A 21,570-nucleotide genomic window follows, 5' to 3' on the forward strand; every position below is an offset into this window, starting at 1 on the left:
CCCCGAAAACCCTTTGTTCTCACGCATACGAAACGATCAAGCTGGGAGACATGAGTGCACGACTGCGCGAGATCGCGCGGCGGACCGAGGAGATCGTCGCGGCGGGCCACTACCGCGCCCCCGACGGCCGCACCGTCTCCCTGACCGAAGACCTGGCCGCGGCCCTGGCCGGAACCCGACTCCACGGCCCCGCCCCCGTCCCGGTCACCCCGGACACCGACCGCACACCCACCCTCACCGTCACCCCCGAGAGCAGCCTCGCGGCGGCCCGCCGGATGACCACGGCCGACACCACCCGCCCGGTCGCCGTCCTGAACTTCGCCTCGGCCCGGAACCCGGGCGGCGGCTACCTCAACGGCGCCCAGGCCCAGGAAGAGGCCCTCTGCCGGTCCTCCGCCCTCCACGCCACCCTGCTGCGCGCCCCCGACTACTACGCCCACCACCGGGCCGAGCGAAGCGAGCGGGGGGTCCCCCCGGCCGGAGGCCGGGGGAGGGACGCCTTCTACACCGACCGGGTCATCCACTCGCCCCGGGTCCCGGTCTTCCGCGACGACCGCGGCACGCTGCTCGCCGAGCCCTTCACCGTCGGCTTCCTCACCTCACCCGCACCCAACGCGGGCGTCGTCCGCCGCCAGACCCCCGAGCTCGCCGGCCGGCTGCCGGCCGTCCTCGCCTCCCGCGCGGAACGCGTCCTGGAGACGGCCGCCGCGGCCGGCTACCGACGGCTCGTCCTCGGTGCCTGGGGCTGCGGCGTCTTCCGGAACGACCCGGCGGAGGTCGCGGGCACGTTCAAGGCCCTCCTCACCGGCGAAGGCCGCTTCGCAGGCCACTTCGAGGAGATCGTCTTCGCCGTCCTGGACCGGGCGTCCGGCACCCCGACGCTCGCCGCGTTCGAGCGGGTCCTCGCGCACCCGCTCTGACATGCGGGTCTCCCGCCCCCGTGCCAGGCTGAGGGCATACGGACCACTGTCCGACACCCGTCACGGGAGGCACGATCGTGGGCAAGAAACAGACCCGGACGAACCGGGGAGCCCGTACCGGCGGCCATGAGCACCGCACCGAGGCGGCCGCGAAGGAGAAGAGCGCGCCGACGCCCACGAGAGACGTGGCACCGACGCCCCTCGTCGAGCACGCGTCCCACCGCAAGGAGCGCAAGTTCGGCCACAACTGAGGCCACGCTCGGTCCACGGGATCGCACGGACGGGCCCGGTGCCAGGGACGGCGCCGGGCCCGTTCGTCGCTTCCTCCTACTTGTCGTCGCCCACAGGGATCTCCACGGTCTCCTCGGGGCGCTGGACCGGCAGAACCGCCCCGGCCACCTTCTCCTGCGTTGCCGGGCTCATCGTGGCCAGCAGCTGGCGGGCCAGGCCGAGGCCCGTCCCGCCCATCGTCAGGGCCTTGGCGAAGACGTCCGCCATGCCGTCGGCGCCGTTGAGCAGCACCATCTGGTCGACGTTCCCGAAGGCGGAGGCACCCGCCGAGACGATCTCCGGCCACTTCTCGGCCAGCTGCTGGGCGACCACGGCCTCCTGGTTCTCCGCGAGCGCCGCCGCCCGCGCCTTGATCGCCTCGGCCTCCGCCAGACCCTTCGCACGCGTCGCCTCGGCGATCGCCAGGCCCTTGGCGTGCTGTGCCGCGGCCTCCGCCTCACCGGTGAGACGGGTCGCCGTCGCCTTGGCCGCGCTCGCCAGCTCCGTCTCCTTCGCCTCGGCCTCGGCGGCCGAGATCCGGGCGTCACGCTCGGCCGCGGCCAGCGTCCGGGTCTCGTACGCCATGGCGTCGGCCGGCTTGCGGACCTCCGCCTGGAGCTGCTGCTCCTTGCGGTGACCCTCCAGCTCGGCGACCCGGGTCTCCTGGACGACGACCTCCTGCCGCGAGGCGGCGTCGGCCAGCGGACCGGCCTGCCGGGCCCGGGCCGAGGCCTGGTCCCGCTCGGCCTGGTAGCCCGCCTGGAGGATCTCGCTGTCGCGGGTCGCCTCCGACATGCGCGCCGCGGCCTGCTGCTCGGCCTCGGTCGCCCGCCGGTTCGCCTCCGCCTGCGCGATCCGCGCGTCCCGCTGGACGGCGGCCGCGTGCGGGGCGGCCAGGTTCTTGATGTACCCGGTCGGGTCCTCGATCTCGTGGATCTGCAGCGAGTCGACGATCAGACCGAGCTTCTCCATCTCCGTGCCACAGGCCGACCGCGCCTGCCCGGTCAGCTTCTCCCGGTCACGGATCATGTCCTCGACCGTCAACCCGCCGACGATGGCGCGGAGATGACCGGCGAAGACGATGTGCACCCGCTCCGACATCAGCTTCTGCTGGTCGAGGAAGCGGCGGGCGGCGTTGGCGATCGACACGAAGTCGTCACCGACCTTGAAGATCACCACACCGCGGACCTTCAGCGGAATGCCCTGGTGCGTCACGCACTCCACCGACAGCTGCGTCTCGTTGAGGTCCAGTGACAGCTTCCGCACCGCCTGGACGCCGGGGAGCACGAGGGTCCCGCGACCGGTGACGATACGGAACCCCATGCCGTCGCCGAGGCCCTCGTTCTTGTGGTTGGAACCGGAGATGATCAGCGCCTCGTTGGGTTCCGCGACGCGCCACATCAGTTTGAACACACCGATCAGAACGGCGAGAGCGCCGACGACGACTCCCGCCAGAATGCCGATGCCCATGGACAAGGTCCCCCTTCACCGGAGCCGTGCGGATCCGGTGAAGGGAGTGTGCGCCCGTGACGGGCGCACACTCAACGGTTCGGTCAACTGTCGTACGCGGCTGTGACATAGACGGTGCGTGGAGGGAGATGTTCCATGACCATCACCACCGTTCCGACCTCGATCCGCTCCTTCGGCGTGGCGGGATACGCGAGGAAGTGCTCGGCCCCTCCGCGGATCCGGACGATCACCTCGCCGACGAGGCCGGGGCCGACGGTGCCGGTCACCCGGCCGAGCAGTCCCACCATCGAGCTGTGCATCGACGCGTCGTCCATGGCTGAACGGTACGTCAGATCCAGCCGTCCAGGGCGGACATGAACCCGTCGAACTCGTCCCGGTGGACGGTGTGGCCCGCCCCCTTCACCGTACGGAGCTCGAATCCGCGCTCCGCCAGCATCCGGGCGTGCTCCGGCCGGACCAGGGTGCTCGGATCGGCGAGGGTGACGAGGGAGGGCACCACGGGCCGTACCGGCCACAGGTCGGCGCCCACGAACGGCGTGAGGCCGTGGGCCGTCCGCTCGTCCCAGTCCCGCACCGACGCCATCTCGACGTCCACGTCCTCGTCCGGCCAGTGCGGGTTGAAGCCCTTGATCTGCTCCCGGGTCATCGACTTGCCCCGGACGAAGAGCTCGGCCCGGTAGCCGCACGGGCCGGACGCCAGATGCCAGGCCGGGTCGGAGTACACCGCGCGGGCCGGTGCGAGGCGCTCCACCGCCTGGGCGAGGACGAGTCCGCCGAGCGAGTGCCCGATCGCCAACTCGGCCCCGGTGGGCAGGGATTCGACGAGGTCGTCGGCGTGGTCCGCCGGGCGGTACGCCTCCGGGCCCGCGGCCCGCCCGCTCGCCCCGTGCCCCCGCAGGTCCACGGCGATCACCCGGTAGCCGCGCTCCGCGAGCGCCGGACCGACCCTGCGCCAGGTGCGGTGGTCGGCCATGATGCCGTGGACGAGCAGGGCCGTCCGGTCACCGGACCCCCACGTGGTGGTGTGCAGGCGCACGCTGCCGCCTTTCCTGCGGTGCTCGGCGGGCGCCGACGGGGTCGACGCCCGCCGTGGGACGGAGCGCGGCCGACGCCGGTCAGCGCACGCTGCGGATGGGGCGCACGGCCAGCGCGCCGAGTACCGACAGTACGGCCGCGACCACGAAGAGCGCCGTGTATCCGCCACTCAGCGACACGATGAGCGAGGCCACGAAGGGGGCGACGATCTGCGGGCCGGCGTTGGCGACGTTGAGGACGCCCATGTCCCGGGCCGCGTCCTCCGCCTTGGGCAGCACCATGGTCACCAGGGCGGTGTCGACGGCCATGTAGCAGCCGAAGCCGAGGCCGTTGACGACGGAGAAGGCCAGCATCGCGGTCCAGCTGGTGGAGAGGGCCGGGATGAGCAGCGCGACGGCGGCGAGCGCGGCCGAGGCGCCCACGAAGAGCTTGCGGCGGTCGAAGCGGTCCGAGAGCCAGCCGCCGAGGACGGTGGAGACCACCATGGCGACCGAGTTGACCGGCATGAGGATCGCCACGGCCTCCTCGGCGCTCAGCCCGGCGGGCAGCTCGGTGTGGTCCTTGAGGATGTACAGCTGGAAGCCGGCCACCGCGAAGTAACCGAGGATCAGCAGGGCGCGGCCGATGAAGGCCCAGCGGAAGTCGTGGTTCTTCAGGGCGCTGCCGAAGGCCGCGATCTGCTGCTTGACCGGCATGGGCGCCTTCGGGGGCATCCGCTCCTCACGGGCGCAGGTCGTGAACAGCACCGCGGTGGCGGCGACGATCGCGCCGAAGACGAGGTAGCCGGTGCGGTAGTGCTCGGAGAAGGCCGCGCCGAGGAGGGCGCCGATCGTGGAGCCGATGGGGAGGCCGAGACCGACGGCGGCGGAGGCCTTGCCGCGCGCGGCCACGGGGACCCGGTCGGGGACCACGGAGGTGATCGCCGCCTGGTAGATGTTCATGACGGCCTGCCCCAGACACCAGGCGATGGTGACCAGCAGGATCGTGTGGACGCTGCCGAGGAGCAGCATCACCGGGAGGGCGAGCAGACCTCCGGCGAGGATCCACGGGTTGCGGCGGCCGGAGCGGTCCGAGAGGGCGCCCGCGACGGGGTTGAAGACGGTGGCGAAGATCGCGGATATGCCGGAGACGAGGCCGAAGTTCGCCACCTTGTCGGCGGGGTCGATGGCCTCGATCTGGAGCGCCAGGAGCATGCCGGGGACGCCGATGTACAGCGCGTACATCGCGGTGTTGCCGGCGAGCAGCAGGGGCAGCAGGCCGCGCGTCGGCCGGGGGGCCGCGGAGGAGCCGGGGGCGGTGGTGGTGCCGGGGGCGCCCGTCTCGGAGCCGGTCCCGGGGGAGGAAAGGGCCACTGTGCCCTCCTGAGGAGATCGCCCGATGCGGGGGCGAGAAGCGGATGGAACGAGGGAGGTGACACGTGTCAGTGACTCGTGTGAGCATTGTGTAGCACTCAAATCCGGCCATCCGCCAGACCCCGGGCCGGATTGTTCTGGAAAGATGCCGGATCGATGAGCAAGCCAACCGAACAGTCCCCCGAACGCCCCACCGGGCGCGCGGTCCCGACCAGCGCCGACGTCGCGCGCCTCGCGGGCGTCTCCCGGGCCACCGTCTCGTACGTCCTGAACAACACCTCGGCCGTCCGCATCAGCGAGCCCACCAGGCAGCGGGTGCGGGAGGCGGCCGAGGAGCTGGGCTACGTCCCGCACGCCGCGGCCCGCAGCCTGCGCGCGGGCCACAGCCGCATGGTGCTGCTCCCGAGCCCGCACGTCCCCGTCGGGCCGCTGTACAGCCAGTTCTTCAACGACCTGCAGTGGGCCCTGCGCCGCCTCGACTACACGGTCGTCCAGTACGGCAGCGTCGGCCTGGAGGCCGAGGACGCCGCCCGCGCCTGGGCCGAGCTGCGGCCGGTGGCCGTGGTCTCCCTCGGCGAGGTCGAGCTCACCGAGCAGGGCGTCGAGATCCTCAAGCGGTCCGGGGCCCGGGCCGTGATCACCCTCGGCACCCAGCGCGTCGCGGGCACCCACGCGCTCGTCATGGACCAGGGGCGGATCGGCGAGGTGGCCGCCGAGCACCTCCTGGAGACCGGCCGGCGCCGCATCGGCGTCGTCGTACCCGAGGAGCCGGGCCTCGGCATGTTCTCCGGGCCCCGCCTGGAGGGCGCCCGCCGCGCGGCCGAGGGCACCGGCGCGACCGTCGTGCCCGTGCCGCTGCGGTACGAGGAGGAGTCGGCGGACGCCCTCGCCGCGCGGTGGCGCGAGCTCGGGCTCGACGGCGTCTTCGCGTACAACGACGAGTACGCGATGCTCCTGATGCGCTCGCTCCAGGACGCCGGGATCTCCGTGCCCGAGGACACCGCCGTCATCGGCGCCGACGACCTGCTCCTCGGCCGGCTGCTGCGGCCCCGGCTCAGCACCGTGCGGGTCGACATGGTGGTCGGCCGCGAGCTGGCCGAGCTCGTCGACCGAGCCGTCCGCGAACCGGACGCCGAGCCCCTCTCCCGCGACCTCCTCGACTCGCAGGTCGTCCGGAGGGAGTCCAGCTGAGGACGGCGGCCGGAACCACGGACGCCGCGCCCGGGCTGACGCCCGGGACCGCCTGGGCGCGCCCGGGCTGACGCCCGGGCTGACGCCCGGGACGTCGTGCGGTGGGAGTCGGGCCGGAGGCGGCCGGGCGGCGGGGACGTCGGCCGGCGCTCGGGGACCGCGTCCGGCGGACGTCGGGCCGGAGGCGGCCCGGCGGTACGGGATGTCTTCCGGGGGAGTCGGGCCGGAGGCGGCCGGGTGCTGGGGACCTCGTCCGGGGGGTCTGGCCGGAGGCGGCCGGGTGCTGGGGACCTCGTCCGGGGGGTCTGGCCGGAGGCGGCCCGGCGCTGCGGGACGTCTTCCGGGGCAGTCCGGCCGGAGGCGGTCCGGTGCCTAGGGCGTCGTCGGCCGGGCGTCCTGGCGAGGGTCCCGCTCGGGCGGGCGCGGCTCCTGCCGAGCGCTTAGCTTCGGTGCATGAGCAACCATCCGAAGCGGTTCGAGATCCTGCTGGTGCCCGAGCACGTCGAGGACCGCGGCGGCGCCGCCGTCGCGGACAGCGCCGTCCGCACGGCCGTCGTCGAGGCCACCGGGCGGCACGGCGAGACGGGCTACCCGATCTACGAGGGCCACGGCATCCGCGCCGACATCGACACCGAGACGCTCACGGTCGAGGCGCTGCTCGTCGACGGCCGCGAGCTCGACTACGGCCTCACCGCCCTGGTCCGCCCCTCCGCGCCCCACTGAGCCCCCTCCCTCCCCGGTGTCCCGAAGCGGCCCGTTGACATGGCGGGCCGTCGGACAGAGACTCTGCGCGCGCAGTGCGGCGAAGATTGTTTCCCCAGGCGAACAGCGTCGTCGTTCCGAAGGTCCGAAGGTCACGTGGGAGAGAACCGATGAGCATCCGCGACGTCTACATCGTCGACGCCGTACGCACCCCGATCGGGAAGTTCGGGGGTGCCCTCGCCTCCGTCCGTCCCGACGACCTCGCGGCCCACGTGGTCCGCGCGCTCGTCGACCGTTCGCCCGCGCTCGACCCCGCGCGCGTGGACGACGTCTACTTCGGCGACGCCAACGGCGCCGGCGAGGACAACCGTGACGTCGCGCGCATGGCCGTCCTCCTCGCCGGACTGCCCGTCAGCGTCCCCGGTGTCACCGTCAACCGCCTCTGCGGCTCCGGCCTCGAAGCCGTCATCCAGGCCGCCCGCGCCATCGCCGTCGGCGACGCGTCCGTGGCCATCGCGGGCGGCGTCGAGTCGATGTCCCGCGCCCCCTGGGTGCTGCAGAAGCCCGAGCGGGCCTTCCCCGCCAGCCACCAGCAGCTCCACTCCACGACCCTCGGCTGGCGCATGACGAACCCGAGGATGCCCGCCGAGTGGACGGTCGCCCTGGGCGAGGGCGCGGAGCTCGTCGCCGACAAGCACGGCATCACCCGCGAGCAGCAGGACGCCTTCGCGCTCGCCAGCCACCGCAAGGCGGCCGAGGCCTGGGCCAAGGGTCTCTACGACGACGAGGTCGTCCCCTACCCCGGGGTGGATCTCACCCGCGACGAGTGCATCCGCGACACCACGTCCATGGAGGCCCTCGCCAAGCTCAAGCCCGCGTTCCGCCCCGAGGGCGGCACCGTCACCCCGGGCAACTCCTCGCCGCTCAACGACGGCGCCGCCGCGCTGCTCCTCGTCGACGAGGACGGGCTGCGCGAGACCGGCCGCGAGCCCCTCGCCCGGATCCGTACCTCCGCCGTCACCGGGATCGAGCCCCAGCTCTTCGGCCTCGGCCCCGTCGAGGCGGTCCGGCGGGCCCTGCAGAAGGCCGGGCGTTCCTTCGCCGACCTCACGACCTTCGAGCTCAACGAGGCCTTCGCGGCCCAGTCGCTCGGCTGCCTCGCGGAATGGCCGGAACTGGACCCCGAAATCGTGAATCCTCGCGGCGGAGCGGTCGCGATCGGCCATCCGCTGGGCGCGTCCGGTGCCCGACTGGCCGGCTCGGTCGCCCACCAGCTCGCGGCGGCCGGCTCCGGCACGGGCCTCGCGGCCCTCTGCATCGGCGTCGGCCAGGGCCTCGCGCTGGTCCTGGAGCGCTGACGCCTCACAGCACACGCGACGCCACGGGAGGCTCTCCCGTACCCGTACGACACACGAGCGGGGTACGGGTACGGGAAGCCCACCCGTACCCGTACGACACACGAGCGGGGTACGGGTACGGGAAGCCCACCCGTACCCGTACAACACGCGAGGGGGGTACGGGAGGCTCTCCCGTACCCCCCTCGCGGTGGGTCACTTGGCCTGCGCTTCCTCGATGGACTTGCGGACCTCGTCCATGTCCAGCTTGCGCGCCTGCCCGATGACGTCCTCCAGGGCGTTCTCCGGCAGCGCGCCCGGCTGCGCGAACACGGCCACGTTGTCACGGACGATCATCAGCGTCGGGATCGAGCGGATCTCGAACGCCGCGGCCAGCTCCTGCTGCGCCTCCGTGTCCACCTTCGCGAAGACCAGGTCCTGGTGCCGCTCGGACGCCGCCTCGAAGACCGGGCCGAACTGACGGCAGGGACCGCACCACGAAGCCCAGAAATCGATGAGCACGAATCCGTTCCCGCTCACGATCTCGTCGAAGTTGTCCTTGGTGAGCTCTACGGTGCTCATGCTGCCTACCTTTCGGGTCTCCTGGCGTGGTCCTCACGGTCCCCTGGGGACTCGCCCGGCACAACGGCGTATCGAGCCGCGCTATTCCGCACCGCTGCCACCAGACTGGGACCCATGACGCGAACGGTGGAAGACGAGCACAGCTACGACGTCGTGGTGATCGGCGCGGGCCCGGTCGGAGAGAACGTCGTCGACCGGGTGCGCGCCGGCGGCCTCACCGCGGCGATCGTCGAGAGCGAGCTGATCGGCGGCGAGTGCTCGTACTGGGCGTGCATGCCCAGCAAGGCGCTGCTGCGCCCGGCGATCGCCCGCTCGGACGCCCGGAAGGTCGCGGGACTGCGCGAGTCCGTCTACGGTCCGCTGGACGCGATGGAGGTCTTCGCCCACCGGGACAGGGTCGTCGGCCACTGGAAGGACGAGGGCCAGGTCGACTGGCTCGACTCGATCGGCGTACGGGTCTTCCGCGGCCACGGCAGGCTCCACGGGCCCCGCAGGGTCGAGGTCACGGGCCCCGAGGGCGAGCGTCATGTGCTGACCGCCCGGCACGCGGTCGCCGTCTGCACCGGCACCCGCCCCCTCCTTCCCGCACTTCCGGGACTGCCCGCGGCGCACCCCTGGACCAGCCGCGAGGCGACCAGCTCCGACCGGGTGCCCGAGCGGCTGATCGTGGTCGGCGGCGGAGTGGTGGGCGTGGAGATGGCCACCGCCTGGCAGGCCCTCGGCGCGAAGGTGACCCTGCTCGTACGGGGCGGGGGACTGCTGCCGCGCATGGAGCCGTTCCTCGGCGAGCACGTGGCGGCCGCGCTCACCACGCGCGGCGCGGACGTCCGTACCGGCGTGTCGGTGAGCGCGGTGGTACGGGACGGGGGCACCGGCCCGGTCACCGTGGTCTTGGAGGGCGGCGACCACGTCGAGGGGGACGAGGTGCTCTTCGCGACCGGCCGCAGGCCGCGCACCGAGGACCTCGGCCTGGAGACGGTCGGTCTGACCCCGGGCTCCTGGCTCGACGTCGACGACAGCCTCCGGGTCGACGGGAGCGACTGGCTCTACGCCGTCGGCGACGTCAACCACCGCGCGCTCATGACCCACCAGGGCAAGTACCAGGCACGGATCGCGGGCGCCGCGATCGCCGCCCGCGCGCACGGCGGCGACTCCCTGGACACCGGGCGGTGGGGCGCGCACGCGGCCACCGCCGACCACGCGGCCGTGCCGCAGGTCGTGTTCAGCGACCCCGAGGCGGCCTCCGTCGGCCTCACGCTCGCCGAGGCGGAGCGCGCGGGGCACCGGGTCCGGGCCGTGGACCTCGACATGAGGCAGGTCGCGGGGGCCGGCCTCTACGCCCAGGGGTACCGGGGGCACGCCCGGATGGTCGTGGACCTCGACCGGGACGTGGTCCTCGGCGCCGCCTTCGTGGGGCCCGGCATCGGGGAGCTCCTCCACTCGGCGACGGTCGCCGTCGCGGGCGAGGTGCCGATCGCCCGCCTGTGGCACGCCGTCCCCGCGTACCCGACGCTGAGCGAGGCCTGGCTGCGGCTCCTGGAGGCCTACCGGGGCTGAGGTTCCGTCACTTTCCTTCGCTCTCCCCGGTGTCGAGGGGGATCAGGGCGCGCGCCGCCGAGCGTGCGGCCTCCAGGGCGGGCCGGGGGTCCCGGACCGGTTCCTGGCCCAGCACCACGCGGGTGCTCAACCCGTCGAGCAGGGCCAGGAGTTCGGAGGCGCGGGCGGCGGCGTCCAGCGGCGCGAAACGCCGGCGCGCCACGCCCGCCGCGAGCAGGTTCTCCAGGTCCTCCTGCCAGCCCGTGTCCAGTTCGGCCTGCGCCTCGCGGAGCGCGGCGTTGCCGGGGGTGCGGGCCCAGAGCTCGATCCACAGGGTCCAGCGCGGATCGCGCGGGCCGCGCGGGAGGTAGAGCCGGAGGAAGAGGTCGAGCTTGCGCTCGGCCGTGATCCGCCGGGCGAGCAGCGCGCGCCGCTCCTCGGCGAGCGCGGCCTCGCTCCACCGGAGGGCCGCGAGCAGCAGCAGGTCCTTGCTGCCGAAGTAGTACAGGATGTGGCCGCCGCTGGTGCCGAGCCGCTCGGCGAGCGCCGACATGGTGAGGGCGGCGAGACCGTCCTCGGCGATGGCCGCCATCGCCTCCTCCAGCATCCGTTCCTGGGTGACGTGTCCGTCCCGCCGTCGTGCCGCGCCTGCCACTGCCGCCGTCCCCGTCCTGCCGTTCCGCTCTGTCCTCCGCCTGCGGGATCGACCTTAACCGCAACCTTCCGGGGTCTTGACGTGGCCTGAACCCATCGCACATCTTGAATGCCGTTCTAAAACTTAGAACGGCATTCAAGACAGGAGTGCGGTGTGCTCGAACACGAGACGGCGCCCGGGATCACGGGCCGGACAGCGACCGACGAGGTCTTCCAGGTCGAGGAACACGGAATCGACCCCATCCCCGACGCCGAACGGCACGGAGGGGCCAAGGACGTCTTCTGGCTCTGGTTCGGCTCGAACCTGACCTTCACCTACGTCATCAACGGCGCCCTCGCCGTCGCCTTCGGGCTCTCCTTCTGGCAGGCCACCGCCGTCGTCGTGCTCGGCGGCCTCTCCTTCCTCGCCATCGGCGCGGCCGGACTCAGCGGCGTGCGCACCGGCACCGCCACCCTCGTCATCTCCCGCGCGGCCTTCGGCCGCCGCGGGAACTGGCCCGCCGGCCTGCTGAACTGGATCGTCAGCATCGGCTACACCATCATCAACACCGTCGTGGGCACCCTCGCCCTCGAAGCCTTCTTCGTCGACCTCGGCTGGAACGGCGGACACGCCGCCCGCGCGCTCGCGCTCGCCGTCACCCTCGCGCTGACCTTCGCCGTCGCCCTCTGGGGCCACGCCACCGTCCAGTTCGCCGAACGCTGGATGGCGTACGTCCTCGCCGCCGGCTTCGCCGCCCTGCTCGTCCTCGTCCTGCCCGGCGCCGACACCTCCGCCCCCGCAGCCGCGCCCGGCGCCTCCGGCTGGAGCCTCGCCTTCGTCGTCATGCTCGCGGGCCCCTTCTCGTACCTCCCCATGCCCGCCGACTACACCCGCTATCTGCCCCGCACCACCAGCCTCAAGGCCGTCACCTGGAGCGGCGCCCTCGGCGGCTTCGTCTCCTCCGTCGCCCTAGGCGTCGCCGGCGTGGCCGCCGCGACCCAGGTCGACATGACCGATGCCGTCGCGGGCACCGAGAGCCTCCTCCCCGGCTGGTTCCAGCCCCTCTTCCTCGCCCTCGTGCTCGGCGGCTCCGTCACCAACTCGATCATCACGCTCTACTCGTCGAGCCTGAACCTCCAGGTCCTCGGCATCCCCTGGAGCCGGGCCCGGGCCATCGTCATCAGCGCGGCCGTCACCGCCGTCGGCTCCCTCGGCGCCCTCTTCCTCACCGACTTCACCACCTCCCTCCTCTCCTTCCTCTCCCTCCTGATCATCGTCTTCGCGCCCTGGGGCGGCGTCTTCCTCGCCGACATGGTGCTCCGCCGCTGCACCTACGACTCCGCCGGCCTGCACGCGGACACCGGCGGCGCCTACTGGTACCGCTCCGGCTGGCACCCGGCCGGCATGACCGCACTCCTGGCCGGCCTCCTCTTCTCCGCGCTCACCTGCGACTCCGAGCTGTGGACCGGCCCCCTCGTCGCCCCGCTCGGCGGCGCGGACCTCACGCTCCTCGGCGCGGTCGTCTCCGCCCTGGTGTACGTGCTCCTCGCGCGCCGCACCGTCGCCCCCGCCACGTAACCGCCCCCGACCCCCTCGATCCCTTCCCCATCCCTCTCGATCCCCCTCGGCTCGTCTCCTCCCAGCTCCCCTCTTCCCCTCCCGTACGACACGGAGTCCCGCCCCATGAACCGCACCGCCCCTGCCGACCTCGTCCTCACCGGGGCCCGCATCCACACCGTCGACCCGGCGCTCCCCAAGGCCCAGGCCCTCGCCGTCCGTGCCGGCCGCATCGTCTGGGTCGGCCCCGACGCCGAAGCGGCCGCATGGACGGGCGCCGACACCCGGATCCTCGACGCCGGCGGGCGGCTCGTCCTGCCCGGCTTCGTCGACGCCCACAACCACGTCCGCCTCGGCTCCGACGACGCCTGCGTCCAGCTCGCCGGCGCCCGCACCCTCGACGAGATCCACGCACGCATCCGCGGCTGGCACGAGGCCCACCCGGACGCCGGGTGGATCGAGGCCGAGGCCTTCGACTACTCCGCGATCCCGGACGGGCGGATGCCCACCGCCGCCGACCTCGACCCGGCCACCGGAGACACCCCCGCCCTCGTCCTCAGCTACGACGTCCACACCGCCTGGCTCAACACCGCCGCCCTGCGCCGGCTCGGCGTCGACCGCGACCGCACCGAGCTGCCCTTCGGACGGGCCGTCACCGACCCCGCCACCGGCGAGCCCACCGGATTCGTCAAGGACTTCGCCGTCAAGGGCCTCTCCCGCGAGGGCCACCGCGCCCTGCGCGAGCTCGGCCTCCCCTGGGCCTCGATCGACCGGCAGTACGGACGGCTCGCCAAGAGCCTGGACGACGCCATCGGCTACGGCATCACCACCGTCGTCGAACCGCAGAACTCCCTCGACGACCTCGCCCTCTTCGAGCGCGCCCGCGACGAGGGCCGGCTGCGCTCCCGGATCGTCGCCGCGCTCTTCCACCCCCGCGGCACCACCGAGGCGGACCTGGACGCCTTCGAGACGGCGGCCGACGAGTACGCCGACGACCGGCTGCGGGTCGGCCCGCTCAAGCTGTACATCGACGACGTCGTCGAACCCCGCACCGCCGCCCTCCTGGAGCCGTACGCCGGCTGCTCCCACCACCGCGGCGACACCTTCTACCCGCCCGAGGAGTTCGCCGAGCTGCTCACCCGGCTCGACGCGCGCGGCTTCCAGTGCTTCGTCCACGCGACCGGCGACCGGGGCATCCGCACCGTCCTCGACGCCGTCGACCGGGCCCGCGCCGTCAACGGTCCGCGCGACGCCCGCCACCAGGTCGTCCACGTCGAGTGCCTCGACCCGGCCGACACCCCGCGCTTCGCCGACCTCGGCGTCGTTGCCTGCATGCAGCCCCGGCACGCCGCCCCCGACATCGCCGGGCCCGGCCAGGACTGGGCCGAGAACGTCGGCCCCGAGCGCTGGCACAAGGCTTGGCCGTTGCGCAGCCTGCACGCGGCCGGTGCGGTGCTCGCCCTCTCCAGCGACTGGAACGTCGCCGAGATGGACCCGATGGTCGGCATCCACGCCGCCGTCACCCGCCGCCCGCCGGGCGGCGGCGAGGCATGGACCGCGGGCGAGACGATCGACGTCGCGACCGCCGTCGAGGGCTACACGATGGGCTCGGCCTACGCGAACTTCCTGGAGCACGAACGGGGCTCGCTGACGGTGGGCAAGCTGGCCGACTTCGTCGTCCTCTCCCGCGACATCCTGCGCATCGCCCCCGAGGAGATCCTGGGAACGGTGGCGGAGACGGTGGTGGTCGGCGGCGAGGTGGTCGTGGACCGCCGGCCGATGGGGTGACGGGGTGACGGGCGGGGTGACGGCGTGACGGCGTGAGGGGTGTGACGGATCCTCGCCCGCTCGGCCCGATACCCCGTACCCGATACCCGGTACCCCGTACCCGGTACCCGATACCTGGTACCCGGTACCCGGTACCCGCTCCAGGATCGGGGCTGTCGCTCAGACGGCGAGCCGCTCCAGGACCGGGGCCAGGGCGGACGGCCGCCGGTCCACGGGCAGCGGGTCGACGAAGTGCACCGGGCACCCGAGCGCCCTCGCACCCCCGTCGGCCGTCCGGTTGTCACCGACCATGAGCACCTCGGGCGGCGCGACCCCCAGCAGCTCGCAGCCGGCCCGGAAGATCGCCGGATCGGGCTTCAGGGCCCCCACCTCGTACGAGAGCACATAGCCGTCGACGAGCTCGTCGAACCCGTGGGCGCGGAACACGGGACGCAGGTCCCAGCCGATGTTGCTCACCACGGCCACCGGTACGCCACGGCTGCGCAGGGCGCGCAGCGTGGCACCGGTGTCCGGGTACGGCTGCCAGGCCGCCGGGCTCATGTGCCGCTCGTACAGCGCCGTCACGAGCCCGGGGTCGGTGAGCCCGGCCTCCCGGGTGAGCCCGGTGTACGCGGCACGGTGGCTTTCCGGTGACAGGTCCCGCTCGTCCCACAGCCGCTCCAGATGGCCGGGCACCCGCTCCGGTTCGGCGCCGCCGGGCAGCGCCCCGTACCGCGTGAGCCGCTCGACGAGGTCGTCGAAGGACTTCGTGCCCGGTGCCGGGCCGCCCCTCGGGCCGACCACGGCAGCGGCCCACTCCTCCACCGGTTCGATGTGCAGAAGGGTGCACGAGAAGTCGAACATCACTCCGTTGACCGCTGCGGTGATCATTCCGGGATCGTAGGCCGCCGGGGCCGGTCAGTGGCCGCCGTTCCCGGATTCCACCGCGAGACGGCGCTCGAAGGAGCGGCCCGCGTCGCGTGACTCGTACACCCCGTCCTGGGTGGCGACGAGCAGCCGGCGGGCGTCCACGGCGGTGAGCGCCTGCGGGGCGCCGCCGGGTACGGGAGCGACCGGGGTCCAGGACGTGCCGCCGTCCGTCCCGCGGTAGAGGACGCCGTCCGGGGCGACGCCGAAGAGGGCGTCGGGGGCGGTCCACGACACGTACGCGAGGACGTGCTCGGAGGCCGGGGCGAAGCTCCGGCCGCCGTCCGTGGAGCGGACCACGCCGGTCTCGGTGGTGGCGAGGACGGTGCCGGGGGCGGCGGGGGAGACGGCGATGTCGAGGGCGCGAAGGGTGGCGCGGTCGTCCCAGGTCACGCCGTCGGCGCTGACCCGCAACAGGCCGTTCGCGCTGTCCAGACCGTAGACGGTGGAGTCGGCCGCGGTGTCGAGCGCGTGGAAGTCGACCCTCCCCGCGAGGGACTTCTCCCGCCAGGTGCGGCCGGAGTCCGCCGACGCGATGAGCCCGAGGTCGGCGGGGCCTCCGCCGCCGGGCGCCGGGTGCCCGCTGGCGAGGAAGTCGCCCTTCGGGGTGACGGTGAACCCCATGAAGTCGTCGCGGCGGTCGCCGACCAGGACCGGCCGGCCGTCGGCGTCCGGGCTGTGGAGGCCCTGGTGGGTGGCGACGTAGAGGGTGTCGCCGCGCATCCCGAGGCCATGGATGTGGCTGAGCGCCGATCCGGAACCGGCGTCGTCGTCGGCCGGGTCACCGGAGGAGCAGCCGACCAGGGTCAGAGCGAGGGCGGCGGCGGTGAGGGCGGCGCCGAGGGTCGTGGCCGGGCGGCCGGAGAAGTACGTCTTCATGGTTCTTTCGCCAGGAGTACGGGGGGACGCGGGGTGGGGGAGGGACGCGTGGTCGGGGGGCGACGCGGGTACGGCGGCGGGGGCGGCCCGTCCCGGGAAGGGACGGGCCGCCCGTGACGCACGCGCACGCGTGGCGGGGGAGCGGAAGAACCGGCTCAGAACCGGCTCAGCGTCAGCTCAGAGCCGACTCAAGGCCGACTCCAGGCCGACTCCAGGCCGACTCAAGGCCGACTCAGAGTCGACTCAGAGCCGGTCGAGGATCTTCCGCAGCTGGGCGACCTCGGCGGACTGGGTCCGCACGACGTCGTCGGCGAGCTTCTTGGCCGTGGCGTTGCGGCCGCTCTGCTGCTCGTCCTTCGCCATGGCGACGGCGCCTTCGTGGTGCGCGATCATCAGCTCGGCGAACTTGCGGTCGAAGGCCTTGCCCTTGACGGCGGCCAGGTCTTTCATGGCCTGGTCGGACATCATCCCGGCCATGCCGTGTCCGGAGCCGTGCCCCGCGGACTCGGGCTTGCCCCAGCCCTTCAGCCAGGCCTTCATCTTCTGGATCTCCGGGTCCTGGGCCTGCTCGATCGCGGCGACCAGCTTCTTGACCTCGGGGTCCTCGGCCCGGCCGTCCGCGAGCTTCGCCATCTCCAGGGCCTGCTCGTGGTGGGGGATCATCATCTGCGCGAACATGACGTCCGCGTCGCTGAAGTCGCCGGGGGCCGAGTCGGCGCCGGGGGCGGCGGGAGCGGAGGCGGACGCGGTGGACGTGGCGGACGTACCGCCGTGGTCCATTCCGCTCATGCCGTCGTCGGTGCCACAGGCGGTGAGGAGCAGTCCGGCGGCGGCGAAGGCCCCGGCGAGGGCGAGCTTGCGGGTGGTGCGGTTCGTGAAGGCACGCATGGTGATACCTCGTGTGTGCTGTGTCTACGTACAGGCGGAAGGGGAGACCGAAAGGCGCGTGCGGGCAGCGCGAGGCGACCCGTGGCGCGTCGGGTTCGGTCTAGATCCGCAGGACGGACAGTCGGGCGAGGTCCGGGGGACGAGGGGGAGGGGCGTGCGGCCCGAGCGCGGGGGTGAGCCGCGCGAGGAGGAGGGTGAGCCAGTCGGGGCGGCGTCCGAGCGCGGCCCGGAGGAGGCCCGCGAGCAGCCAGGCGCCGAGGACGGCCACGCAGAGGGTGGTCATGTCCATTCCCGTACCCGGCTCGTGCCGGGCGTCGGAGCTGTCGCCGTGATGCGCGGGGGCGGCCTGCGCCGGGGCGCTGTGGTGCGAGGCGGCCGTGGTGTCCATGCCGCCGCCGGAGCCCTCGGGGTGGCCCACCGCGTGCATCAGGAACACACCGAGCGCGAGCACGACGACGAGCAGGAGGTGCCCGATGGCACCTCCTGCTCGTCTGCCGCGTTCCGCTCGGTGTGCGCGCACGATTCAGGGCCTCCTGGCCCGACGATACCGTGCGGGGGTATCAGCCGCGCGTCAGGACGGGGTCTCGCCCGTCATGGCGGCGGCCAGCCGCAGGTGCGGCGCGGCCTCGTCCCGGCGGCCCTGGCGCTCCAGGGTGCGCCCGAGCATCAGCCGGGCGTAGTGCTCGACCGGGTCGCGGTCGAGGACGGCGCGCAGCTCGGTCTCGGCGCGGGAGAGCTGCGCGGAGTGGTAGTAGGCCCGGGCGAGGAGGAGCCGCTGGGCCGTCTGCTCCGGGTGTTCGGCGACGAGGCCGCTCAGGATGCGGATGGCGGTTCCGTACTCCTTGGCCTCGAAGAACAGCTGCGCGCGGTCCCAGCGTTCCCCGGCCGTTCCGAACTCGTAGTACGTGTCGCTCACTTGCTCTCCCTTTCCGGGGCTCCGGATCTGCCACCCTGTGGGGTGGTCGATCCCGTCAACACCGCCGGTTAGTTGAACATTCCACCAAGGATGGGTTGAGCGTCATGAGCAATCTCGATCGTCAGGCCGCGCTGACCGTGTGCGGCGGCCGCGGCTTCGTCGTCGCCGAACCCGTACGGGAGCTCCTCAGCCCCCGCCGCGTCCAGCTCGGCGAGTCGACCGAGGTCCGCAGACTGCTCCCGAACCTGGGCCGCCGCATGGTCGGGGCCTGGGCCTTCGTCGACCACTACGGCCCCGACGACATCGCCGACGAGCCCGGCATGCAGGTCCCTCCCCACCCGCACATGGGGCTGCAGACCGTCAGCTGGCTCCACGAGGGCGAGGTGCTGCACCGCGACTCCACCGGCAGCCTGCAGACGATCCGCCCGCGCGAACTGGGTCTCATGACCTCCGGCCGGGCGATCTCCCACTCGGAGGAGAGCCCCCGGCCGCACGCCCGCTTCCTGCACGGCGCGCAGCTCTGGGTCGCCCTGCCCGACGCCCACCGGCACGTCGAGCCGCACTTCCAGCACCACGCCGAACTGCCCCGGGTCACCGCGCCCGGCCTCACCGCCACGGTGATCCTCGGCGCCCTCGACGGCGCCGCCTCGCCCGGCACCACGTACACCCCGCTGGTCGGCGCGGACCTCGCGGTCACTGCGGGCACCGAGACGCGCCTGCCCCTGGAGCCCGACTTCGAGTACGCGGTCCTCGCCATGTCGGGCGAGGCCCGTGTCGACGGCGTCCCCGTCCTGCCCGGCTCCATGCTCTACCTGGGATGCGGCCGCGCCGAACTCCCCCTCCACGCCCTCTCGGACGCCGGCCTGATGCTCCTCGGCGGCGAGCCCTTCGAGGAGGAGCTCGTCATGTGGTGGAACTTCGTGGGCCGCACGGACGAGGAGATCCGCAAGGCGCGCGAGGACTGGATGACGGGCGACCGCTTCGGCGAGGTGAAGGGCTACGACGGCGACCGGCTCGACGCCCCGGAGGTGCCGGCGACCCCGCTGAAGGCGCGGGGGAGGGTGCGCTGACCTGGGGACCGGCGGGGCGGATCTCGGCGGTAGCGGCCGGTCGTCTCGAAAAGCGACCGGACACGCGGAGCTCGTCCAGGTCGGGGACGTGGCTGTCGAGCGTGCTGGGGCTGGTCGGCCGTATGCCAACCGGTGATCACGCGATGGCTGCACCCGTGCACGGGTGACTCCCTACACGGGATCGCAAGACCAGGACGGACTCCCAGGAGTTCCGTCGCGCTCGACGTTGGCCACCATCCTGCGCAGCACCTTCAGCGCGGCCACGTACTCCTCGTCGCTGATGCCCCGGTGGACCACGGCGCGTGCCTCGGTCGCCGGCTCACGGATCCTCGCTCTGGCGCCTTCCCCTGCATCCGTCAGGTGCAGGCGCTGCCCGTCATCGAGTCGGAGCCATTCGCGATGGAGCAACTGGTCGATGCCCCTGGCCATGGCGTCACGCAGTGGCTCGGGATGATTCCTCGTCCGGATCCTGTGGTCTGGTGCGCAGGCGGCCTCGGGCTGCTCGGCGTTCGAGCTTGCGCTGTTCCGCTGTCGCCCAGCGGTCGGCGCGGGTCGGGTTGAGGGGTGTGCCGTGGCCGACGTGGAGCCGGGTGGGTTCGAGGTCGAGCATGGCACGGAGGCTGGCGAGGTTGGCGAGCGGGTCGTCGTGGAAGGGCGGGTTTGCGGGGCGGCCCCTGATCAGGCCCATGAAGGAATTGGAGATGAGGTCGCCGGCCACCAGGTCGCCGTCGTCGGTGAGGACGGAGACGGAGCCGGCGGTGTGGCCGGGAGTGGGGATGATCCGGCCCTCGACGCCGAAGTCCGCCAGGCCGGTCGTGTCCCGGACGACGAGGTCGGGTTCGAAGGGGTCGGCCTGTTCGTGGAGTTTCGGGCTCCGGGCCATGAGCCGTCCCATCGGCCCGGTGGGCAGGTACGGTTCGCGGACCCGGCCGGTGCGGTAGGGGCCCAGGTCGGCGGCGTGTGCCGCGATCGGCGCGCCAGTGAGGCGGCGTAGTTCGGCGGCGGAGCCGAAGTGGTCGATGTGGCCGTGGGTGACGACGATGAGGCGGACGTCCTGCGGATCGACGCCGTGGGCGGCGACCTGTTCGGTGATGCGCATGCCGCTGCCGGGGGTGCCGGCGTCGACGATGATCGGGTGTCGGCCGATCAGCAGGTAGGCGTTGACGGCGTGCCGGCCCAGGACCGGTATGGGGATGACCTTGGTGGGGGACAACGGGGTGCTCCTCAGGGAAAGGGGAGTGCGAGCGGTGAGTCTGGTTCAGCGGGCGGTGGCATGCGGCCGGAAGCGGCGGCGGTACTCGGCCGGGGTGGTGCCCAGGCGGCGACGGAAGGCCCGGTGCAGGGTCTCCACCGACCCGAGGCCACTGGCGGCCGCGATGTCGGGCAGGCTGCGTGCGGACTCCTCCAGGAGGCGGCGGGCCGCCTCCACCCGGACCGCCTCCAGGTAGTCGGCCGGGGTGCGACCGGTGCAGTCGCGGAAGACCCGGGCGAAGTGGCGCACGCTCAGGTTCAGACGGGCGGCCATGGCCTCGACCGGGATCCGCTCGGTGAGGTGGTCGTCGATCCAGCGGCGGAGTTCGTCGATGCGGTCGTCGGTGCTCGCCTGGAGGGAGAGCGGCACGCTGAACTGCGTCTGTCCGCCCGGGCGTTTGACGTACATCACCATGGCGCGGGCGGCGTCGAGGGCGATCGCCGGCCCGTGGTCCTCGGCCACCATGGCGAGGGCGAGGTCCAGGGCGGCGGTCACGCCCGCACAGGTCCAGATCCGGCCTGCGCGGATGAAGATGGGATCCGGATCGACAGTGATGTCCGGGTGGTGCTCGGCCAGTTGGCCGGCGGTGAGCCAGTGGGTGGTGGCGGGCAGGCCGGCCAAGAGTCCGGCCTCGGCGAGCAGGTGGACGCCGGCGCACACGCCGCCGACGCGGCGCGCTGCCGGGGCCGCCGTGGTCAGCCACGCGACGACGTCGGGGTCGATGACGGCCCGGTAGTGGCCGCCGGCGTTGTCCATGGCGCCGGCTACGAGGAGGGTGTCGACGCCCGGGCTCATCTCGGCCAGCGAATGATCGGCGACGAGGCTGATCCCGGCCGCGGTGGGCAGTGGGCCGGTCTGCGCGGCGGCGATCTCGACCCGGTAGGCGGGCGCGTCGCCTCCCGCCAGGCGGGAGGCGACGGAGAAGACCTCCGCCGGGCCGGTTACCTCCAGCAACTCGACCCCCGGGAAGGCAACGATGACGACGGTGCGCGGTGCGGGCATGCCGCGATCCTTCCGCCAGTCGGGCCGTGGCTGCAATGACCGGGTCGTGTCAGATCCGGCCATCGGCCGGCGGCCACCGCCGTCGTGGCCGAGGCCCCAGGCGGCCACGTTCGTTCGCGGATCGGTCAGGCCGGCTCAGGGAGGGGAGGCGTTGCGGTACGGGATGGTCACCGCCTGCGGGAGTCGCCTGGAGGCCCCGCGCAGGTCGACCGGACCCGCCGCATCGTGCTGCTGCGCGCCACCGGACCGCCGGGACTCGATGGGCTCTGCCCGAGAGGTGCCGGCG

22 protein-coding genes and 1 pseudogene are annotated in these 21,570 nt (G+C 73.1%); 9 read left to right on the forward strand and 14 right to left on the reverse strand.

Translation table 11 applies throughout. The annotated features are described in order from the left end of the window. Nucleotides 1-50: 50 nt before the first annotated feature. Together ACF07V_RS31285 and ACF07V_RS31290 are read left to right on the forward strand one after the other, a co-directional pair. Nucleotides 51-920, forward strand: a complete 870-nt coding sequence (locus ACF07V_RS31285) for a TIGR02452 family protein (RefSeq protein WP_392159054.1) — start codon at nucleotides 51-53, stop codon at nucleotides 918-920. Nucleotides 921-997: 77 nt separating this feature from the next. Next, nucleotides 998-1,171, forward strand: a complete 174-nt coding sequence (locus ACF07V_RS31290) for a hypothetical protein (protein ID WP_392159055.1) — start codon at nucleotides 998-1,000, stop codon at nucleotides 1,169-1,171. A gap of 76 nt (nucleotides 1,172-1,247) precedes the next feature. Here ACF07V_RS31290 and ACF07V_RS31295 read toward each other — a convergent pair whose 3' ends face one another. From ACF07V_RS31295 to ACF07V_RS31310, 4 genes are all read right to left on the reverse strand, one after another. After that, nucleotides 1,248-2,660, reverse strand: a complete 1,413-nt coding sequence (locus ACF07V_RS31295) for a flotillin family protein (RefSeq protein WP_392159056.1) — start codon at nucleotides 2,658-2,660, stop codon at nucleotides 1,248-1,250. A gap of 83 nt (nucleotides 2,661-2,743) precedes the next feature. Further along, nucleotides 2,744-2,974 (reverse strand): hypothetical protein, encoded by a 231-nt coding sequence (locus tag ACF07V_RS31300; RefSeq protein ID WP_392159057.1) that lies wholly within the window; start codon nucleotides 2,972-2,974, stop codon nucleotides 2,744-2,746. A 14-nt stretch (nucleotides 2,975-2,988) separates the two neighbouring features. Continuing rightward, nucleotides 2,989-3,696 (reverse strand): alpha/beta fold hydrolase, encoded by a 708-nt coding sequence (locus ACF07V_RS31305; RefSeq protein WP_392159058.1) that lies wholly within the window; start codon nucleotides 3,694-3,696, stop codon nucleotides 2,989-2,991. Between the two features lie 79 nt (nucleotides 3,697-3,775). Further along, entirely contained in the window at nucleotides 3,776-5,047 is a 1,272-nt protein-coding gene (locus ACF07V_RS31310; protein WP_392159059.1) for an MFS transporter, read from the reverse strand. A gap of 156 nt (nucleotides 5,048-5,203) precedes the next feature. On the opposite strand from ACF07V_RS31310, the gene ACF07V_RS31315 reads away from it, so the two are divergent. The 3 genes from ACF07V_RS31315 to ACF07V_RS31325 all read left to right on the forward strand — a co-directional run bounded on the left by ACF07V_RS31315 (nucleotide 5,204) and on the right by ACF07V_RS31325 (nucleotide 8,298). Next, on the forward strand, nucleotides 5,204-6,238 hold the full coding sequence (locus ACF07V_RS31315; protein WP_392159060.1) for a LacI family DNA-binding transcriptional regulator: 1,035 nt from the start codon (nucleotides 5,204-5,206) through the stop codon (nucleotides 6,236-6,238). 453 nt (nucleotides 6,239-6,691) lie between these two features. After that, entirely contained in the window at nucleotides 6,692-6,961 is a 270-nt protein-coding gene (locus ACF07V_RS31320) for a hypothetical protein (RefSeq protein WP_392159061.1), read from the forward strand. Between the two features lie 149 nt (nucleotides 6,962-7,110). After that, nucleotides 7,111-8,298 (forward strand): thiolase family protein, encoded by a 1,188-nt coding sequence (locus ACF07V_RS31325; RefSeq protein WP_392159062.1) that lies wholly within the window; start codon nucleotides 7,111-7,113, stop codon nucleotides 8,296-8,298. A gap of 192 nt (nucleotides 8,299-8,490) precedes the next feature. Here the strand turns inward: ACF07V_RS31325 and trxA are convergent, their stop codons facing one another. Further along, a complete protein-coding gene (gene trxA, locus ACF07V_RS31330; protein WP_392159063.1) occupies nucleotides 8,491-8,856 on the reverse strand; it encodes a thioredoxin in 366 nt (121 codons plus the stop codon). 114 nt (nucleotides 8,857-8,970) lie between these two features. On the opposite strand from trxA, the gene ACF07V_RS31335 reads away from it, so the two are divergent. Then, a complete protein-coding gene (locus ACF07V_RS31335; protein ID WP_392159064.1) occupies nucleotides 8,971-10,413 on the forward strand; it encodes a dihydrolipoyl dehydrogenase family protein in 1,443 nt (480 codons plus the stop codon). A 7-nt stretch (nucleotides 10,414-10,420) separates the two neighbouring features. Here the strand turns inward: ACF07V_RS31335 and ACF07V_RS31340 are convergent, their stop codons facing one another. After that, entirely contained in the window at nucleotides 10,421-11,047 is a 627-nt protein-coding gene (locus ACF07V_RS31340) for a TetR/AcrR family transcriptional regulator (RefSeq protein WP_392159065.1), read from the reverse strand. A gap of 153 nt (nucleotides 11,048-11,200) precedes the next feature. Here ACF07V_RS31340 and ACF07V_RS31345 point away from each other — a divergent pair, with 153 nt between their 5' ends. Together ACF07V_RS31345 and ACF07V_RS31350 are read left to right on the forward strand one after the other, a co-directional pair. Continuing rightward, entirely contained in the window at nucleotides 11,201-12,604 is a 1,404-nt protein-coding gene (locus ACF07V_RS31345; RefSeq protein WP_392159066.1) for a purine-cytosine permease family protein, read from the forward strand. A gap of 105 nt (nucleotides 12,605-12,709) precedes the next feature. After that, on the forward strand, nucleotides 12,710-14,371 hold the full coding sequence (locus tag ACF07V_RS31350) for an amidohydrolase (RefSeq protein WP_392159067.1): 1,662 nt from the start codon (nucleotides 12,710-12,712) through the stop codon (nucleotides 14,369-14,371). Between the two features lie 159 nt (nucleotides 14,372-14,530). Here ACF07V_RS31350 and ACF07V_RS31355 read toward each other — a convergent pair whose 3' ends face one another. The 5 genes from ACF07V_RS31355 to ACF07V_RS31375 form a co-directional block, all read right to left on the reverse strand. Continuing rightward, a complete protein-coding gene (locus ACF07V_RS31355; protein WP_392159068.1) occupies nucleotides 14,531-15,241 on the reverse strand; it encodes an HAD family hydrolase in 711 nt (236 codons plus the stop codon). A 27-nt stretch (nucleotides 15,242-15,268) separates the two neighbouring features. Next, nucleotides 15,269-16,156, reverse strand: a complete 888-nt coding sequence (locus tag ACF07V_RS31360) for a F510_1955 family glycosylhydrolase (RefSeq protein ID WP_392159069.1) — start codon at nucleotides 16,154-16,156, stop codon at nucleotides 15,269-15,271. A gap of 243 nt (nucleotides 16,157-16,399) precedes the next feature. Continuing rightward, on the reverse strand, nucleotides 16,400-17,044 hold the full coding sequence (locus ACF07V_RS31365) for a DUF305 domain-containing protein (RefSeq protein WP_392159070.1): 645 nt from the start codon (nucleotides 17,042-17,044) through the stop codon (nucleotides 16,400-16,402). Nucleotides 17,045-17,144: 100 nt separating this feature from the next. After that, nucleotides 17,145-17,564 carry a DUF6153 family protein gene (locus tag ACF07V_RS31370; RefSeq protein ID WP_392159071.1) on the reverse strand — a complete coding sequence of 140 codons (420 nt, stop codon included), beginning with the start codon at nucleotides 17,562-17,564 and terminating at the stop codon, nucleotides 17,145-17,147. Nucleotides 17,565-17,615: 51 nt separating this feature from the next. Beyond that, nucleotides 17,616-17,960, reverse strand: a complete 345-nt coding sequence (locus tag ACF07V_RS31375) for a tetratricopeptide repeat protein (RefSeq protein ID WP_392159072.1) — start codon at nucleotides 17,958-17,960, stop codon at nucleotides 17,616-17,618. A 104-nt stretch (nucleotides 17,961-18,064) separates the two neighbouring features. On the opposite strand from ACF07V_RS31375, the gene ACF07V_RS31380 reads away from it, so the two are divergent. Further along, complete coding sequence (locus ACF07V_RS31380; protein WP_392159073.1) at nucleotides 18,065-19,030, forward strand: pirin family protein; 966 nt, start codon at nucleotides 18,065-18,067, stop codon at nucleotides 19,028-19,030. Nucleotides 19,031-19,201: 171 nt separating this feature from the next. Here ACF07V_RS31380 and ACF07V_RS31385 read toward each other — a convergent pair whose 3' ends face one another. The 3 genes and pseudogenes from ACF07V_RS31385 to ACF07V_RS31395 all read right to left on the reverse strand — a co-directional run bounded on the left by ACF07V_RS31385 (nucleotide 19,202) and on the right by ACF07V_RS31395 (nucleotide 21,284). Then, nucleotides 19,202-19,645, reverse strand: a complete 444-nt coding sequence (locus ACF07V_RS31385; protein ID WP_392159074.1) for a MarR family transcriptional regulator — start codon at nucleotides 19,643-19,645, stop codon at nucleotides 19,202-19,204. Nucleotides 19,646-19,661: 16 nt separating this feature from the next. Continuing rightward, a pseudogene (locus ACF07V_RS31390) lies at nucleotides 19,662-20,243 on the reverse strand (MBL fold metallo-hydrolase); the annotation flags it as partial. A gap of 45 nt (nucleotides 20,244-20,288) precedes the next feature. Next, nucleotides 20,289-21,284, reverse strand: coding sequence for a GlxA family transcriptional regulator (locus ACF07V_RS31395; RefSeq protein ID WP_392159075.1), 996 nt, complete (start codon nucleotides 21,282-21,284; stop codon nucleotides 20,289-20,291). Between the last annotated feature and the right edge of the window lie 286 nt (nucleotides 21,285-21,570).

The sequence above is a fragment of the Streptomyces sp. NPDC015661 genome (assembly GCF_043077765.1).
In the GTDB taxonomy this organism is placed as follows: Bacteria; Actinomycetota; Actinomycetes; order Streptomycetales; family Streptomycetaceae; genus Streptomyces.